This is a genomic window from Psychromonas sp. L1A2, assembly GCF_009828855.1.
Classification (GTDB): domain Bacteria; phylum Pseudomonadota; class Gammaproteobacteria; order Enterobacterales; family Psychromonadaceae; genus Psychromonas.
In genome coordinates this window covers 1-18,719 of sequence record NZ_WUAG01000002.1, presented here as the reverse complement: position 1 = coordinate 18,719, position 18,719 = coordinate 1, and the positions used below count along the sequence as shown (strand labels likewise).

The window sequence follows — 18,719 nt, the reverse complement described above, 5'->3', positions numbered from 1 at the left end:
ATATGCATTAAGCGATAGTAAAATTAGATTTACAATAAAGGCAAATAAAGATTATGACACCTGCGATTAAAGTAGCTGAAAAACATAAAATCACATTTAAGGTTCATCAATATAAACATGATAAAAAGCATGCATCTTATGGTTTAGAAGCCGCTGAGAAAATGAATGTCGATGCACAACAAGTGTTTAAAACTTTAGTGGTTGAAGTTGATAAGCAGTTAGTCGTGGCGGTTTTACCTGTTACGGAGCAGTTAAATTTGAAAGCTGTCGCATCGGCTTTGAAAGGCAAAAAAGCACAAATGGCTGATAAAAATGATGTGTTACGCTCTTCAGGTTATGTTTTAGGTGGCGTGAGTCCGTTAGGGCAAAAGAAGCGCTTAACAACCTTGATTGATAGTACGGCAACGGACCATCCAGACATTTATGTCAGCGCGGGTAAAAGAGGTTTAGAAATACAATTAAAAGCACAAGATCTTGCTGATATGTTATCTGCTGAGTTTGTGGCTTTAACATAGTAATAAGAGATAGTAATAAACTTCAGTTAACCTTTATGTGGCTTTTACAATTGAAAGACTGACATTTAGTTATTTAGTTATTTAGTTATTTAGTTATTTAGCTATTTTAAGTTATGTACTTATTATCTGAATCAAAGTGTTTTAATGGTGATTGCTATATCGAAATAAAAGATTTTAAATTTTATTTATTAAAGCCCCTCTCTATTTCCTTCTCTATTTATTTTATATCAGTTGTTTAAATACCAAAGTAGTGGTTTTTTTATGATTTTAATCATAAACCGATCATCGAAAATTAGTTTTTTGTAAAATAGTTCAGATCTTATAAATCACTCTGTGTTAGCATCGCGCTGAAAATTCCTAGTCGTGAATTTAAGCCACTTTTATACTGTTAATGAGATTGCAAATGGAACACTTTTTTACCCTATATTTAAAACTATTTTTTATGATGACACCCTTTTTTGTGTTGTCTGTTTTCCTGATTTTAGGCAAAAAATTAAGTTCATCTGAAAAGAAGAAGGTGATTTTAAAATTGAGCGTGACGGTGGTGATTATTAGCTTAGTTTTCCTTGTTTTTGGACAGTATATTTTCAGCTTATTTGGCATTACTTTAGATGCCTTTAAAATCGGCGCCGGTACTGTATTATTTTTAAGTGCATTGGAAATGATTAAAGGCGGAACTGAAGTGCCAGAAGGCCCTGAAAATACCATTAAGCGTAGCGCTGACTTTGCGATAGTGCCGTTGGCCATTCCCGTCACTGTTGGCCCAGGTCTGATTGGTATTTTAATGGTAATGGGAGCAGAATTAAACGGCGTGATGGATACGGTGATTGTTTGTTTATCATTGTTTGCTGCTGTTGCCTCATTAGCTATTGTTTTACTCTTTTCAAGTAAAATACAGCGTTTACTTGGGCAACAAGGTTTAGAAGTGTTACCAAAAATAACGGGTTTATTCGTATCGGCTATTGGTGCACAAATTGTATTCTCAGGCATTCAAGGCTTTTTTGTTGAGTCGTTATTACTTCACTAAATGACCATTAATGACATCACTGGTGTTTATAAAGCGACACTAGTGATTATTTTCCATAATATTCCCGTTAGCGTTCAAGGTGCTTTGTTCAGTCGTTAACTTGCACTCCAAATCAAGGCGTAACTTGATGATAATGGCTAGTCCTTATTGAAGGTTGCACCGCAGCGTTGGTTTTTAAGCTAACGGCTCAGAGGAGAAGCAGTGAAATAAACATCTTCATTGTTAGAAAGTGTCTATTTAAGCCGTTATAACTTTCACTTTCTGCCTAGCTTCTGTTCACTTTACTGATTACTGATTACTGATTACTGATTACTGATTACTGATTACTGATTACTGATTACTGATTACTGAATGGTAATGGGTATGTAAATGCACCTATATAAAGTATCCAATTTGCAATAACCTTATCAAAGCAAATAATCTGCCATTAACGTTATGTCATTGTTTATTGCTATCTTTTAGCATGAACATTTTGATATTTACTTATCTACTAAAACTGAAGCCATTTTGTGTGCTTTATAGTCATTTTTGTTTAATACTTTATCACTTCTTTTTACTTTAGCATTTCATTCTTAAATAAAAATCGTTTGATTATCAACCAATGTGATTATGGTTAATGAAATAATCAGGTTTATTTTTGTTAAAAATTAAACGTTAATTGTACGAAATAGAGACGGATCTACAAAAATAGAGCTTGCATGTCGTTTTTCCTATGGACTGCCTATCGACTAACGCTATAACAGTGTCTATAATGGCGCGTCTTAAATTTCACCATAGAAATTACAAACTAATTTTTAATTAAGGTGTCATTTTTATAATGCGGTAGTCCAAGCAAATACACCTTAGTGATGAAAGTGAACGAAAAAACAACACTTTTTATCAGTAAAAACAATTTTTAACGTAAAAGATAAAGGAAATAAAATGCAAGTTTCTGTTGAATCTACACAAGGTCTAGAGCGCGTATTAACAATTACTGTTGCCGCTGAAGCATTCGATAAAGAATTTGATGCTCGTCTACGTCATCTATCTAAAACACAACGTGTTGATGGCTTCCGTCCTGGTAAAGTACCTGCATCAGTTATAGCTAAGCGTTTTGGTGCTGCTGTTGAACAAGAAGTTGGCGGCGAAATCATGCAACGCAACTTTTACGAAGCAATCGTAGCTGAAAAATTAAACCCAGCTGGTGCGCCTGCTGTTGCTCCTCTTGCTCGCAAGAAAGGTGAAGATTTCGTTTTCACTGCAACATTTGAAGTTTACCCAGAAGTAGCATTAACAGCATTAGACTCTTTAGCTGTAGATACTGTTGCAACAACAATTGAAGATGCTGACTTAGATAACATGTTAGTAACACTACAAAAGCAACACGCTGAATGGAAAGACGTAGCACGTGACTCAAAAAATGATGACCAAGTAACGGTTGATTTTGAAGGTTCTATCGACGGTGAAGTTTTCGAAGGCGGTAAAGCTGAAGGTTTCCAAATCGTACTAGGTAGTGAGCGTATGATTCCTGGTTTTGAAACAGGCATCGTTGGTAAAAAAGCAGGTGAAGAGTTCAACATCGATGTTACTTTCCCTGAAGATTACCATGCAGAAGAATTGAAAGGTAAAGTTGCACAGTTTAAAATCAACTTAACGAAAGTTGAAGAGCAAATCTTACCTGAGTTAACTGAAGAATTTGTTAAAAAATTCGGCGTTGAAAGCGGTGATTTAGAAGCACTTAAAGAAGACGTTAAGAAAAACATGCAACGTGAACTTGACCAAGTATTGAAAAATACTGCGAAAGACAACGTATTAACTGCATTAGTTGAAAATAACGAAATCGAAGTGCCTAAAGCATTAGTCGATGGTGAAGTTAACGTTTTACGTAAACAAGCTATGGAACGTTACGGTAAGCAAATGGATCCAAATAACTTACCAGAATTACCTGCTGAATTATTTACTGAACAAGCTGAAAAGCGCGTTAAAGTAGGTCTTTTACTAGGTGAAGTAATTAAAGTTAACGAATTAAAAGTTGACCAAGATAAAGTGGCTTCTCTAATTGAAAATGCGGCTTCTGCTTACGAAAATCCTGCTGAAGTTGTTGAGTACTACAAAAACAACAAAGAGCTAATGCAAAACATGGAAAATGTTGCATTAGAAGAGCAAGCAGTTGATTTTATCATTGAAAAAGCTAAAGTAACTGAAGTGAAGAAATCTTTCGACGAAGTGATGAATAAACCTGCTGCTTAATAGTTTATTAAACTATTAATTCAATTGGTTATGCATTTTGATGGCTCGAGTGATTTCACTCGGGCCATTTTCATTTTTAGTATATATAATAAAAACAAATAATTAGGATGGAATATGACCAACCCATTTGCTGGAAATACGGAACAAATCAGTAACGCGCTTATCCCTATGGTTGTTGAACAAACAGCAAAAGGTGAGCGTTCATATGATATCTATTCTCGACTATTAAAAGAGCGAGTTATCTTTTTAACAGGCCCTGTTGAAGATCACATGGCGAATCTGATTACTGCACAATTATTGTTCTTAGAATCAGAAAGCACAGAAAAAGATATTTACATTTATATTAATTCTCCAGGTGGTTCAATTAGCGCTGGTATGGCCATTTACGATACTATGCAGTTTATTAAACCTGATGTAAGTACTATTTGTATGGGAATGGCTGCGAGTATGGGCGCATTCTTATTAGCAAGTGGTGCGGAAGGTAAGCGTCACGTTTTACCTAATGCTAAGGTTATGATTCACCAACCATTAGGTGGTTTCCAAGGTCAGGCATCTGATTTTGAAATCCATGCTAAAGAAATTATTGCAACAAAACAGCGTATGAATGAGTTATTAGCATTCCATACGGGTAAAGATATTGAAGTTATTGCTCGTGATACTGACCGCGATAACTTTATGCGAGCTCAAGAAGCAGTTGATTATGGTATTGTCGATTCAGTCTTAACTCGTAGAATATAATTAAGGATATCTATAATTATGTCGGATAAAAACAACAATGATGCTGATAACAGCAGTTTATTGTATTGTTCGTTCTGTGGTAAAAGTCAGCATGAAGTTAAAAAATTAATTGCTGGACCTTCTGTCTATATTTGTAACGAGTGTGTTGATCTTTGTGATGACATCATTAAAGAAGAAATAGCAGAACTTACAAGTACTGTTGAAACGAATAATAGTAAGAAAAAATTACCAACACCACATGAGATTCGTGCTTCATTAGATGATTATGTTATTGGTCAAGATTTAGCAAAAAAAGTGCTATCTGTTGCTGTTTATAATCATTATAAACGCTTGAAGTACGGTGATATGGCTGACGGTGTAGAGTTAAGTAAATCTAACATTTTGTTAATTGGCCCAACAGGTAGTGGTAAAACATTACTCGCTGAAACAATGGCAAGGTTATTAGACGTACCTTTTACTATGGCAGATGCAACAACATTAACTGAAGCTGGTTATGTTGGTGAGGATGTTGAAAATATCATTCAGAAACTATTACAGAAATGTGATTACGATCCTGAGAAAGCGCAACGCGGTATCATCTATATTGATGAAATCGATAAAATTACGCGTAAATCTGAGAATCCATCAATCACACGTGATGTATCTGGTGAAGGTGTTCAACAAGCTCTATTAAAACTCATTGAAGGTACTGTTGCTTCTATTCCGCCACAAGGTGGACGTAAGCATCCAAATCAAGAGTTTATTCAAGTTGATACGTCTAAGATATTATTTATCTGTGGTGGTGCATTCTCTGGTTTAGATAGCATTATTGAACAACGTATTGATACGGGTGCTGGTATTGGTTTTGGCGCAACGGTTAAAGACAAAGACAACAAAGATTCGTTGAGCGATACGTTCAAGAAAGTTGAACCTCAAGATTTAGCAAAGTATGGTTTAATTCCTGAATTTATCGGTCGTTTGCCTGTTGTTGCAACATTAACTGAATTAGATGAAGAAGCATTAGTTGAAATTTTAACTGCACCTAAAAATGCAATTACTAAACAATATGCTGCTTTATTTGGCTTAGAAGATGTAGAACTTGAGTTCCGCCCAGAAGCATTAACGGCGATGGCTAAGAAAGCAATGAGCCGTAAAACCGGTGCTCGTGGTTTGCGTTCTATCGTTGAAGCGGTATTACTCGATACTATGTATGACTTACCTTCTGTTGAAAATGTAAGCAAAGTAGTGGTTGATGAGAATGTTATTTTAGGTGACGCATCGCCATTATTAATTTACTCAGAAGAAGAAAATAAGCTCGTATCGTCTGATAAATAAGCAATTAATCGCTGTATCATAAAAAAAGAGAGCTTTATGCTCTCTTTTTTTGTTTAAATGCTTGAAAAAAAACAAACCATCCCCAGTATTAAACTAACTTAAAATATTTTTATCATCAGTTAAATAATAAACTTTATAGACTGGTGATTATTGATGAATTAATTTTCAATTCTTTTCCGGAGACAATATGAAATTAGAAACAGATCAGCTGTTGACGTTACCTGTCTTACCACTTCGTGATGTTGTCGTTTATCCGCATATGGTTATTCCATTATTTGTTGGCAGAAAAAAATCAATTAGCTGCCTAGAAGCTGCGATGGAGCAGGGTAAAAAAGTATTATTAGTTGCACAAACTGAAGCTTCTTTAGACGATCCTAAAATAGAAGATTTATACACGGTTGGTACGGTTGCTAATATTTTACAACTATTAAAACTACCTGACGGTACTGTGAAAGTATTAGTAGAAGGTGTGCAACGTGCGAATATTCTTCGCAATATCGAAAACGAAGAGTATTTCTTTTCAGAGATTGAGCTGTTAGAAAGTGAAGGCGTTGATGATAAAGAAGAAGAAGCACTTATTCGAAGTGTATTAGGGCAGTTTGAATCTTATATTAAACTTAATAAAAAGATTCCACCTGAAGTACTTGCATCGGTTAATGGTATCGATGAACCAGAACGTCTTGCGGATACGATTGCTGCACATATGCCATTAAGTTTAGAAGATAAACAAACGGCACTAGAACTTACGAATGTTACAGAACGTTTTGAATACCTGATGGGTATGATGGAAAATGAAGAAGATATTCTAAAAGTTGAAAAGCGCATTCGTAGCCGTGTTAAAAAGCAGATGGAACGTAGCCAACGTGAGTATTACCTTAACGAGCAAATGAAAGCGATTCAAAAAGAGTTAGGTGATAGCGAAGAAGGGCAAAGCGATCTTGATCAATTAGCCGATAAGATCGAAGCTGCTGGCATGTCTGAAGAAGCGAAAGAAAAAGCAATATCTGAGCTTAAAAAGTTAAAAATGATGTCGCCAATGTCATCAGAAGCAAGCGTTATTCGTACTTATATTGAAAGCTTAGTCAATGTACCTTGGAAGAAGCGTAGTCCTGTTAAAAAGAACTTAGCAAAAGCACAAGAAATATTAGACGAAGATCATTACGGTCTTGAAAAAGTGAAAGAACGTATCTTAGAGTATTTAGCCGTTCAAACACGTATTAATAAACTAAAAGGTCCTATCTTATGTTTAGTGGGTCCTCCTGGTGTTGGTAAAACGTCTTTAGGTCAATCTATCGCGCGTTCTACAGGTCGTAAATATGTTCGTATGGCATTGGGTGGCGTTCGTGATGAAGCTGAGATCCGTGGACATCGTCGTACTTACATTGGTTCATTGCCTGGTAAGTTAATTCAGAAGATGACTAAAGTTGGCGTTAAAAACCCATTATTCTTATTAGATGAAATTGATAAAATGGCATCTGATATGCGTGGTGATCCCGCTTCTGCTTTATTAGAAGTATTAGATCCAGAACAAAATAACAGTTTTAATGACCATTATCTTGAAGTTGATTATGACTTGTCTGACGTCATGTTTGTTGCAACGTCAAACTCAATGAATATTCCTGGTCCATTATTAGACCGTATGGAAGTGATTCATTTATCGGGTTATACAGAAGATGAAAAACTTAACATTGCTAATGGACATTTATTAAGCAAACAAATTAAGCGTAATGGGTTAAAAGAATCTGAAATATCAATTGATGATAGCGCTATTATCGGTATTGTTCGTTACTACACGCGTGAAGCTGGCGTTCGTGCTTTAGAGCGTGAGATTTCTAAGATTTGTCGTAAAGTAGTGAAAGATATTTTATTAGATAAAAAGCTGAAAAAAATAGATGTCACTATTGATAATTTGAAAGATTATTTAGGTGTTCGTCGCTATGACTTTGGTAAAGCTGATTCTGCAAATCAAGTGGGTCAAGTGACAGGACTTGCATGGACATCAGTTGGTGGTGATTTATTAACTATCGAAGCTACCTCTGTACCGGGTAAAGGTAAGTTAACTTACACTGGTTCATTAGGCGATGTAATGAAAGAGTCTATTCAAGCTGCAATGACAGTTGTACGTGCAAAAGCAGAAGAATGGCGTATTAATAGCGACTTCCATGAAAAACGTGATATTCATGTGCACGTTCCTGAGGGCGCTACGCCTAAAGATGGACCGAGCGCCGGTGCGGCAATGTGTACCGTGCTAATATCAAGCTTAACGGGCATTCCTGTACGTGCTGATGTCGCCATGACAGGTGAAATTACGCTACGTGGTGAAGTACTCCCTATTGGTGGTTTGAAAGAGAAATTACTGGCTGCGCGACGCGGTGGTATCAAAACTGTATTGATTCCATTTGAAAATACGCGTGACTTAGAGGAAATCCCTGATAATATTAAGGACCAACTCGAAATTAAGCCAGTACGTTGGATAGATGAAGTACTAGAAATCGCCTTACAAGATAGTATTAAAGGTTTTTCTGTTGGAAAAACCGACAAATAGGTGATTAATCGCATACAATCTGGGCTAGCTACCTAATTTTATTGAAATTTACTTGCTTGAATTTGAATACCGCAGTAGCCTAGCTCAAGTTTTTTACTATGTGCCATTCAAAATTAAAATAGCACCAATTTATTATAGACAGGGGATTTACAAATGAATAAAGGACAATTAATCGATAACATCGCAGAAAGCGCAGATATCTCTAAAGCTGCTGCTGGTCGTGCATTAGATGCATTCATCGATAGTGTAACTACTGCTTTAGTTGAAGGCGACAGCGTATCTCTAATCGGTTTTGGTGCTTTCTCAGTTAAAGAACGTGCTGCTCGTACAGGTCGTAACCCACAAACTAATGAACCAATTCAAATCGCAGCTGCTAAAGTACCTGCATTTAAAGCTGGTAAATCATTAAAAGATGCTATCAACGTTTAATCGTTTCTGTAGCACCGTTATGCATTAAGCGCGTCCTATGATGCGCTTTTTTGTTTTTAGTCTTAAAGAGTAAATATTATGTTAGAAAGATTACGCGAAGGCTCTCAAGGAGTCGTTGCTAAAAGTATTTTGATTGTCATCATACTTTCTTTTGCGTTAGCAGGGGTGAGTGGTTATTTAGGGACTACATCTGAAAATGCTGCGGTTACTGTTAACGGTGAAGCTATTTCGCAACAAAGTGTTGAACAAGCTTATCAAAATGAAAGAGCACGCTTACAACAGCAATATGGCGAACAATTTGATTTAATTGCTTCAAGTCCAAATTTTGCACAACAGGTTCGTTTTCAAGCAACACAAACATTAATTACTGAACGTTTGATTGCACAAGCTGTTGCAGAAATGGGATTACGTGTTGGCGATGAACAAGTAAAAGAAGCGATTCGTAACACACCAGATTTCCAAGTTGATGGTAAATTTGATAACAACTTATACTTATCATTGTTACGTAACAATAATTTATCTCCATCTCAGTTTAGTGAAAATTTCAAAACTGATTTAGTGCGTATTCAGTTACTAGAAACACTCGTTGGTAGTGAGTTTGTTTTGCCATCTGAAGTCGATCAAGCAAGCCAATTGCAGGGCCAAAAACGTGTTGCACGTATCTTAAACATAAAAAGCGATGACTTCCTTGCTACTGAAGAAGTTACACCTGAAGAAGTTGAAGCTTTCTATGCGGATAACAGTGAGTTATACCAAGATGAAGAACAAGTTAATGTTGAGTATGTTTTACTTGATTCTGCATCATTAACTTCAGAAGTAACAGTAAGCGATGCCGATATTCAAGCTTATTACGAACAACATGAAGGTGAATATCAACGCCAAGAGCGTCGTAAAGTTGCTCATATCTTTATTCAAGGTGATTCAGCTGCTTCAAAAGAAAAAGCAGAAGCTATTTTAGCTGAAGTTAAAGCTGGTGCTGATTTTGCTGAGCTAGCGAAAACTAAATCAGAAGATGTTTACTCTGCTAAAAACAACGGCGAATTAGATTGGTTTGAACGCGGAGTGATGGATCCTGCATTTGATAAAAGTGCGTTCACATTAACTTCTGCAGATCCTGTTTCTGATATTGTTAAATCAGAATTTGGTTTTCACATCATCAAATTAATTGAAGCGCAAGAAACTGAAACATTGCCTTTAAGCGAAGTTAAGTCGCAAATTGAAGTTGCGTTAAAAGCTGAAAAAACTAAAGAGCTATACGACAACTTATATCAACGTCTCAGTGAAGTTGCATTTGAATCTCCAGATAGCTTAGAAGAAGCTTCTGCTGAGGTTGCTGTTGATATACAAACAAGTGGTTTATTTTCAGTTAACGATGCACCAGAGGCATTGAATGATAGTAAAGTGCTTAATCAAGTATTTGATGAAAACTTCCGTAGTGAAGGTTTGAACTCTGAAGTTATTGAATTGAGTGATGCTCAAGCTATTGTTGTTCATATTAAAGATCATAAAGATGCAGCAACTAAACCGTTAGCTGAAGTTTCTGAACAAATTACATTACAGCTTGAAGAACAAAAATCAGCTGAAGCTGCAAAACAGTTTGTTGATTCTTTAATGGCTAAATTAGCTGCTGGTGAGTCAATTGATAGTGAGTTAGCTGAGAAAGGTATTTCTTTCACCTCTCCGCTGACACTTGCTCGTTATAGTCGTGATTACGATACACAAGTGATTCAACGTTTATTCCAATTAGCAAAACCTGAAGCTGATAAAGTAACACGTGATTACGTTGTGACTGCACAAAATGATTTTGCATTGATTGAGCTGTCTGAGGTTATTGAGCTTGATGTGAGCACTGCGAATGAACAAACTAAAACGCAATTAACTACGATGTTAGAGCGCAGTACTTCTGAAGCAACTTATCAAGCATTGGTTACTAACCTATTAGCAAATGCAGACATTGAATATAATGTTGGTAATTAGTTAAAGTAGGTAAGAAGTGTAAACTTATTAAGCGGCTCATTGAGCCGCTTTTTTTATGCTTATTTTTTATGATTTTTAAACTGAGTTGTTTTATACCAATCACACTAATTAAGTTATCTATTTTACTTGTTAAAATAACTTATTTCTTCGTTGTAAATTTCGTAAAGGGAACAACCATTTAGCTCAATTTTCGCCTTGAACTAACTCATTTTTCCTGCGCAAAATTTAGATCACATTATTTAATGTAATCGGTATTAGCTGGATAGTTGTAATAGAAAAAGTCATAAAGGTTGATTAGCGTGTTTTATCGGAGTTCTTATTCACTATCCCAGAAGACTTTACGGAAGTGTTTACGACAGACAGAAACATAGGTTTCATTACCACCAATCTCAACTTGTGCTCCTTCCTGTATCGCTTGACCATTTTCATCCATACGCAATATCATATTTGCTTTACGCCCACAGTGACAAATTGTTTTTAACTCTACTAATTTATCAGCCCAAGCAAGTAAATATTGGCTACCAGGGAAAAGTTCACCTTGGAAATCAGTTTTAATACCGTAACATAAGACTGGAATACCGAGTATATCAACCACGTAAGTTAACTGCCTAACTTGCTGCTTACTTAAAAATTGTGATTCATCAATTAGGATACAGTGTTGTTTTTGTTGTTGATGAATGTTGCCAATCATTTCTGCTAGATCGTCTGTGTCTGAAAAAATATGTGCATCACTTTCAATACCAATACGTGATGACACTTTACCTACACCTGATCGATTATCTATTGCAGCGGTGAGCACAAATGTGTTCATTCCGCGTTCACGATAGTTATAAGATGATTGTAAAAGAGAGGTTGATTTACCTGCATTCATTGCAGAGTAATAAAAATAGAGTTGTGCCAAAATGTGATCCTATAATCAATATCATTAATAACCCTATGTATTCATTGAAAAATAACTTTTATGGATAGTAGGGCGTATAGCTTATAATAGCATTACCAAATAGAATTTTATGTTAATCCTTGCCCATAGATAGTTTTTATATCAATTTAATTTAATGGGAAGGTCTTGTTTTAAACATAAGATTAATACTTAAGGAATAAATGATGAGTAAACCTATATTATATTACGTATATGATCCTATGTGCAGCTGGTGTTGGGGATACCGAGATAGTTGGCTGAAGTTATCAGCTAAATTAGCTGAGCTAGAACCAGAACACCCATTGGAAATTCGCTATCAATTAGGTGGATTAGCTCCTGACTCTGATGTTGTGATGCCTGTGGATTTACAGCAAACATTACAGAATATCTGGCGAAATATTCATGCAAAATTAGGTACTCAATTTAACTTTGATTTCTGGACTGAATGTAAACCACAGCGTTCAACGTATCCAGCTTGTCGTGCTTGTTTGGTTGCAAGAACGGAGAATAAAGAAAAAGAGATGTTGTTTGCTATTCAGCAAGGGTATTACTTACAGGCAAAAAACCCTTCTTTAACGGATGAGTTAGCTGAGTTAGCTGAGGGCATTGGGTTTGATAAAGCATGGTTTAAACAGCAATTACATGATGATGCTGTTAATAAACAGTTATTTGAAGAAATTAATACAAGCCGTCAATTGCCTATTCAAGGCTTTCCTTCATTAGTTTTGTCAATTGAGGGGAAAAATATACCATTAGCATTAGAGTATTTAGATTGGCAAAAAACCTATTCTAAAATTACTGAAATACTTCAGTTTGCATCAAAGTAATATTGAATAGATTAGAGATACAATCTATAACTCGGCTTTGATAAGCCTGTGCATCAATAATGTAAATATAAAAAAGCCCAGTATGAGTCGAATCTACATTCTTTTCATACTGGGCTTTTTAGCTAGTATCATTTGATAGGATCACTAAATAATAGTAGGACCATTAAATCATCTTACCTATGCTGCATTTTCACGTGCTTCGATAAATTCAATTGCACGTGAGATGCGTTGTACGCTACGTTCTTTACCAATTAATGCAAGTGTTACGTCAAGTGAAGGAGACTGTCCTGCCCCTGTAATAGCGACACGTAACGGCATACCAACTTTGCCCATGCCTACTTCTAGCTCAGTTGCTGTATCTTCAATTACTTGATGTAAGTTTTCAATTGACCAATCATCAGTTGCTTGCAGTTTACTTTGTACTAATACTAATGCTTCTTTCGCTACTGGGCGTAAATGTTTTTTCGCAGCTGTTGCATCAAATTCTTTATATTCTTCATAGAAGTAACGACTAGAACTTGCTAACTCGACTAATGTTTTAGCACGTTCAGCTAAAGCAGTAATGACGTCAGTTAAAGCTGGACCAGTAGAAGTGTCGATATTTTGTTGGTCCATATGCCATTGTAAATAGCCTGCAACGTATTCTGGTTCAGATGTTTTGATGTAATGGTTATTTAACCATAATAGTTTTTCGGTATTAAATGCAGAAGCTGATTTGCTAACATTCTCTAATTTGAATAGGTCAATCATTTCTTGTTCTGAAAATATTTCTTGGTCGCCATGTGACCAACCTAAACGTACTAAATAGTTATTTAATGCATTTGGTAAATAACCTTCATCGCGATATTGCATTACTGATACTGCACCGTGACGTTTAGATAGTTTTGCACCATCATCACCTAAGATCATTGAACAATGTGCAAAAGAAGGGACTGGTGCACCTAATGCTTCATAGATATTGATTTGACGTGGAGTATTGTTGATGTGATCTTCACCACGAACAACATTTGTAATACCCATATCCCAGTCATCAACAACAACACAGAAATTATAAGTAGGGGAGCCGTCACTGCGACGAATGATAAGGTCATCTAATTGTTCGTTAGCTATTTCGATTTTACCGCGGATTTCATCGATAAAAACTACGCTTCCTTGTTTTGGATTACGGAAACGAATAACACAAGGTTGATCTTCTGTTGCAGCTTCATTAACAGCAATAATTTTAGGATGGCTTGCATCGTATCGTGCCATCTCTTTATTTGCTTCTTGTTCAGCACGAATTTCATCAAGTAGTGTTTTTGGTGCATAGCACTTATAAGCTTTATCTTCTGCTAATAATTTATCAACCATTTCATTATAACGATCGAAACGCTTAGTTTGGTAATATGGACCTTCATCCCAATCTAATCCTAACCATTCCATACCTTCTAATATTGCATCAACCGCTTCTTGAGTAGAACGTTCGATATCGGTATCTTCAATACGTAAAACGAATTGACCACCTTTACTTTTAGCATGTAACCATGAATATAGTGCAGTACGCGCACCACCAACGTGTAAATAGCCAGTTGGGCTAGGGGCAAAACGTGTTTTAACTGTCATTAAATAGCTTCCTTATAATACGGCTTGAAGAATAGTGTCCGTATTTTAACGAAACCCCATCTAATTACATTAACTATTTATCGAGAAGCCATATTTGCTTCAGAAAAGGCATCAAATCTTAAATAATAAGCATTTATTGTTTACCCTTTGAGCAGTTAAACAAAAAACAACAATTTTATTCAAAAATGGCTTGACTGAAAAAAGGCGATCCCTATAATACGCCCCACAAACAACGGCATTCGATTTAATGCTTTTGTTAGTAAAGAGTAATATGGGCGATTAGCTCAGTTGGGAGAGCATCGCCCTTACAAGGCGAGGGTCACTGGTTCGAACCCAGTATCGCCCACCATATTGCTGATTCTTTTCAAAAGAATTAAAACTTTGAAATTTGAAAGTGGGCGATTAGCTCAGTTGGGAGAGCATCGCCCTTACAAGGCGAGGGTCACTGGTTCGAACCCAGTATCGCCCACCACTTTCAAATGTTATAAGAATAAAGTTTAAAGATGGGCGATTAGCTCAGTTGGGAGAGCATCGCCCTTACAAGGCGAGGGTCACTGGTTCGAACCCAGTATCGCCCACCATCTTTAATTTATTATTATAACAATATATCTATCATGGGCGATTAGCTCAGTTGGGAGAGCATCGCCCTTACAAGGCGAGGGTCACTGGTTCGAACCCAGTATCGCCCACCATGATATTTATATACAGATTTAAAGATGGGCGATTAGCTCAGTTGGGAGAGCATCGCCCTTACAAGGCGAGGGTCACTGGTTCGAACCCAGTATCGCCCACCATCTTTAATCTAAATTACTGCAATTACTTATCTATTCAATTTCATATACATATTTGACATTTATTCAATAGAATGTCGTTTATCTTCTATATTTTCTCTGTTAATTATTCTTACTTTTATCCTTTTAAATTTAATTTTTCATTTTTTAGATGTTTTTATACTTTGTCAAATCACTTCTAGTTACCTATTTTTTATTATCAAACTAATTGATTACTCATGCTATTTTAAAAGAACTTTTAGAGTTGGTGATTATTATAAAAAATTTAAAATATCGTTTTTTATTCATTTCTACATGCATAATTATTTCGATAAAAGACTAATTAAGATCTTTTGTGTATTTTATAATCTTTATAAAAGTCAATAATGAGCAATTTAAAGTCAATTTTTATATTTTAATGTGAACTTATGTGCTCTATAATTCGTAATAGTTAATAATGAGTAAATTTTAGTTATATTTTTCTTTTAGTTTGTATCCCAAAAGTTAGTCTATCTAGGTTTTATAAAACATAATAAATTTCTAACTCATTGATATATTTTGTTTTCTAGCTATTTTTTCAATTGTTTAAATGTTAATTAATAACCAAATTTACTATTACAAAAGATTTGTCTATAGTTATTACTTTAGGAGTGCTTTACTTTTTTATTAAAAAATAAGTAAATCATATTAAAAAGGACAGCATAAATAGTTAATTTTAATGCTGACTCTATTGTCAATTATGTCGTACATAATTATTAGAAGTTTTAAAAGTCACGTGGGGAATAATCATGGCCGAACAGAATAATCCAGTTAATGAAAGTAAAGATACTGATGTTGAATTAACGACAGAGCAGTTAAATCAAGCTAAAGAGCAATTAAATCAGTCTGGAGAAGCATTAACCTCAGCCGAACCACAATTCCCCCCACTAGTCGATGACGAAACTGTCAATTCTGATGCTGCGAAACCTAATGTGCCTGAATCTGCTGCTCCAGGTGACATAAACCCTGACATTGATGTGAATGATCTCGAAGCGATACTTGCACTTGGTGAAGAAGTTTTTGATTTAGATATCGAAACCGCGGCTGGTGAAGAATCAGGCGGTGGTTTTACAATTGTTGATTTCGAGCGAGATGCACAAGAAACAATCGCAACCACTAATTTTCAAACTACAGGCTTAGATGATGACGCTTCCCCAATCGTCACATTTACAGATGATAGTTTAAACAATATCAATGCTACTGCTGATGGTGTAATTGATAATTCAGTACCTACTCTAACCATCACGAGTTCAAACGACTTTACTGAAGATGATGGCAGTACCGTAGAAGGCGCAGTGGTATCAACGTTTGAAACGACCGATGAAGATGGCGACGACGTCACGGTTGCCTTAAGCGACACGATTAATTATGAAATTGTGGGTAATACGGTTGTCTTAACCGAAGCTGGCGCAGCATTAGTTAATAGCGGTGAAGAGTTACCTGCTTATACCTTAACCGCGAATGACGGTACAGCCGATGGCGACACCGTCAGTGATGATCCAAGTGTCACGACAGTAAACGATATCCCAACGATCACCATTACCAGCTCAAATGACTTTACTGAAGATGATGGCAGTGCAGTAGAAGGCGCAGTGGTATCAACGTTTGAAACGACTGATGAAGATGGCGACGACGTTACAGTTACCTTAAGCGATACGATTAATTACGAAATTGTGGGTAACACCGTTGTCTTAACCGAAGCTGGCGCAGCATTAGTTAATAATGGTGAAGAGTTACCTGTTTATACCTTAACCGTGAACGATGGCACAACGGATGGCGAGACGGTCAGTGACGACCCAGGTGTCACGACAGTAAACGATATCCCAACGATCACTATTATCAGCTCAAATGACTTTACTGAAGATGATGGCAGTGCCGTAGAAGGCGCAGTGGTATCAACGTTTGAAACAACCGATGAAGATGGCGATGACGTCACGGTTACCTTAAGCGATACGATTAATTACGAAATTGTGGGTAATACGGTTGTCTTAACCGAAGCTGGCGCAGCATTAGTTAATAGTGGTGAAGAGCTACCTACTTATACCTTAACCGTGAACGACGGCACCGCTGATGGTGACACGGTCAGTGATGATCCAAGTGTCACGACAGTAAACGATATCCCAACGATCACCATTACCAGCTCAAATGACTTTACTGAAGATGATGGCAGTGCCGTTGAAGGCGCAGTGGTATCAACGTTTGAAACGACCGATGAAGATGGCGACGACGTTACAGTTACCCTAAGCGATACGATTAATTATGAAATTGTGGGTAACACCGTTGTCTTAACCGAAGCTGGCGTTGCACTTGTTAATAGCGGTGAAGAGTTACCTGCTTATACCTTAACCGTGAACGACGGCACCGCTGATGGCGACACAGTCAGTGATGATCCAAGTGTCACGACAGTAAACGATATCCCAACGATCACTATTACCAGCTCAAATGACTTTACTGAAGATGATGGCAGTGCCGTAGAAGGCGCAGTGGTATCAACGTTTGAAACAACCGATGAAGATGGCGATGACGTCACGGTTACCTTAAGCGATACGATTAATTACGAAATTGTGGGTAATACAGTTGTCTTAACCGAAGCTGGCGCAGCATTAGTTAATAGTGGTGAAGAGCTACCTGCTTATACCTTAACCGTGAACGACGGCACCGCCGATGGTGACACCGTCAGTGATGATCCAAGTGTGACCACGGTAGATGATCCAACTATTGTAACGTCTGATACTGCTACAACGAGTGAAGATACCTCGGTTACGATTGATGTATTAGCGAACGATACCGATGTTGATGGCGTGGTCTCGCCTGTTGCTTCTGTGACCGATGGCGATAACGGTACGGTAACGATCAACGACGATGGCACCGTGACTTACACACCGAATGCCGATTACAACGGCACTGATACGTTTACTTATACTAATGAAGATGGCACCACTGAAACAGTGACTGTCACCGTTGACGCGGTAGCCGATGACACGGTTGTGGCTGCGGATAACGCAACCACTGATGAAGACACGCCAATCACGATTGATGTGTTAGCGAACGATACTGATGTTGATGGCGTGGTCTCGCCTGTTGCTTCTGTGACCGATGGCGATAACGGTACGGTAACGATCAACGACGATGGCACCGTGACTTACACACCGAATGCCGATTACAACGGCACGGATACGTTTACTTATACCAATGAAGACGGCACTACTGAAACAGTGACTGTCACCGTTGACGCGGTAGCCGATGACACGGTTGTGGCTGCGGATAACGCAACCACTGATGAAGACACGCCAATCACGATTGATGTGTTAGCGAACGATACTGATGTTGATGGCGTGGTTTCACCCGTCGCTTCTGTGACCGATGGCGAGAACGGTACGGTAACGATCAACGACGATGGCACCGTGACTTACACACCGAATGTCGATTACAACGGCACTGATACGTTTACTTATACCAATGAAGATGGCACTACTGAAACAGTGACTGTCACCATTGGCGCGATAGCCGATGATACGGTTGTGGCTGCGGATAACGCTACGACTAATGAAGACACGCCAATCACGATTGATGTGTTAGCCAACGATACCGATGCTGATGGTGTGGTTTCACCCGTCGCTTCTGTGACCGATGGCGAGAACGGTACGGTGACGATCAACGACGATGGCACCGTGACTTACACACCGAATACCGATTACAACGGCACTGATACGTTTACTTATACCAATGAAGATGGCACCACTGAAACAGTGACTGTCACCGTTGACGCGGTAACCGATGACACGGTT

Annotated in this window: 12 protein-coding genes and 5 tRNA genes; 15 read left to right on the top strand and 2 right to left on the bottom strand. The window is 37.3% G+C overall.

The genetic code is table 11. The features are described 5' to 3' along the window. Window positions 1-53: 53 nt before the first annotated feature. The 8 genes from ybaK to GQR59_RS10555 all read left to right on the top strand — a co-directional run bounded on the left by ybaK (window position 54) and on the right by GQR59_RS10555 (window position 10,774). The gene (gene ybaK / locus GQR59_RS10590; RefSeq protein ID WP_160062594.1) at window positions 54-515 is read left to right on the top strand and encodes a Cys-tRNA(Pro) deacylase; all 462 of its coding nucleotides are present in this window, start codon (window positions 54-56) and stop codon (window positions 513-515) included. 403 nt (window positions 516-918) lie between these two features. After that, on the top strand, window positions 919-1,542 hold the full coding sequence (locus GQR59_RS10585; protein ID WP_160062592.1) for a MarC family protein: 624 nt from the start codon (window positions 919-921) through the stop codon (window positions 1,540-1,542). Window positions 1,543-2,463: 921 nt separating this feature from the next. Next, window positions 2,464-3,771 carry a trigger factor gene (gene tig / locus GQR59_RS10580; protein ID WP_160062590.1) on the top strand — a complete coding sequence of 436 codons (1,308 nt, stop codon included), beginning with the start codon at window positions 2,464-2,466 and terminating at the stop codon, window positions 3,769-3,771. 114 nt (window positions 3,772-3,885) lie between these two features. After that, on the top strand, window positions 3,886-4,509 hold the full coding sequence (gene clpP / locus GQR59_RS10575; protein ID WP_025565239.1) for an ATP-dependent Clp endopeptidase proteolytic subunit ClpP: 624 nt from the start codon (window positions 3,886-3,888) through the stop codon (window positions 4,507-4,509). A gap of 18 nt (window positions 4,510-4,527) precedes the next feature. Further along, complete coding sequence (gene clpX / locus GQR59_RS10570; protein ID WP_160062588.1) at window positions 4,528-5,823, top strand: ATP-dependent protease ATP-binding subunit ClpX; 1,296 nt, start codon at window positions 4,528-4,530, stop codon at window positions 5,821-5,823. A 187-nt stretch (window positions 5,824-6,010) separates the two neighbouring features. Next, window positions 6,011-8,368 carry an endopeptidase La gene (gene lon, locus GQR59_RS10565; RefSeq protein WP_160062586.1) on the top strand — a complete coding sequence of 786 codons (2,358 nt, stop codon included), beginning with the start codon at window positions 6,011-6,013 and terminating at the stop codon, window positions 8,366-8,368. Window positions 8,369-8,521: 153 nt separating this feature from the next. Beyond that, entirely contained in the window at window positions 8,522-8,797 is a 276-nt protein-coding gene (locus GQR59_RS10560; protein ID WP_025565236.1) for an HU family DNA-binding protein, read from the top strand. 78 nt (window positions 8,798-8,875) lie between these two features. Next, window positions 8,876-10,774: a SurA N-terminal domain-containing protein gene (locus GQR59_RS10555; protein ID WP_160062584.1), complete on the top strand. Its 1,899-nt coding sequence runs from the start codon at window positions 8,876-8,878 to the stop codon at window positions 10,772-10,774. Window positions 10,775-11,090: 316 nt separating this feature from the next. On the opposite strand, the gene GQR59_RS10550 is transcribed toward GQR59_RS10555, so the two are convergent. Beyond that, window positions 11,091-11,675, bottom strand: coding sequence for a thymidine kinase (locus GQR59_RS10550; RefSeq protein WP_160062582.1), 585 nt, complete (start codon window positions 11,673-11,675; stop codon window positions 11,091-11,093). Between the two features lie 203 nt (window positions 11,676-11,878). On the opposite strand from GQR59_RS10550, the gene GQR59_RS10545 reads away from it, so the two are divergent. Further along, entirely contained in the window at window positions 11,879-12,520 is a 642-nt protein-coding gene (locus GQR59_RS10545) for a DsbA family protein (RefSeq protein ID WP_160062580.1), read from the top strand. A 177-nt stretch (window positions 12,521-12,697) separates the two neighbouring features. On the opposite strand, the gene gltX is transcribed toward GQR59_RS10545, so the two are convergent. Then, window positions 12,698-14,122, bottom strand: a complete 1,425-nt coding sequence (gltX, locus tag GQR59_RS10540; RefSeq protein ID WP_160062578.1) for a glutamate--tRNA ligase — start codon at window positions 14,120-14,122, stop codon at window positions 12,698-12,700. A gap of 273 nt (window positions 14,123-14,395) precedes the next feature. Here gltX and GQR59_RS10535 point away from each other — a divergent pair. The 6 genes from GQR59_RS10535 to GQR59_RS10510 form a co-directional block, all read left to right on the top strand. After that, a tRNA-Val gene (locus GQR59_RS10535) sits at window positions 14,396-14,471 on the top strand. Window positions 14,472-14,518: 47 nt separating this feature from the next. Continuing rightward, window positions 14,519-14,594 (top strand) — tRNA-Val (locus GQR59_RS10530). Between the two features lie 33 nt (window positions 14,595-14,627). Next, window positions 14,628-14,703, top strand: a tRNA-Val gene (locus GQR59_RS10525). Window positions 14,704-14,738: 35 nt separating this feature from the next. Continuing rightward, window positions 14,739-14,814: transfer RNA gene (locus GQR59_RS10520), tRNA-Val, on the top strand. Between the two features lie 26 nt (window positions 14,815-14,840). Then, window positions 14,841-14,916 (top strand) — tRNA-Val (locus tag GQR59_RS10515). 764 nt (window positions 14,917-15,680) lie between these two features. Continuing rightward, a partial coding sequence (locus GQR59_RS10510) for a beta strand repeat-containing protein (RefSeq protein ID WP_160062576.1) occupies window positions 15,681-18,719 on the top strand: 3,039 nt, incomplete at its 3' end.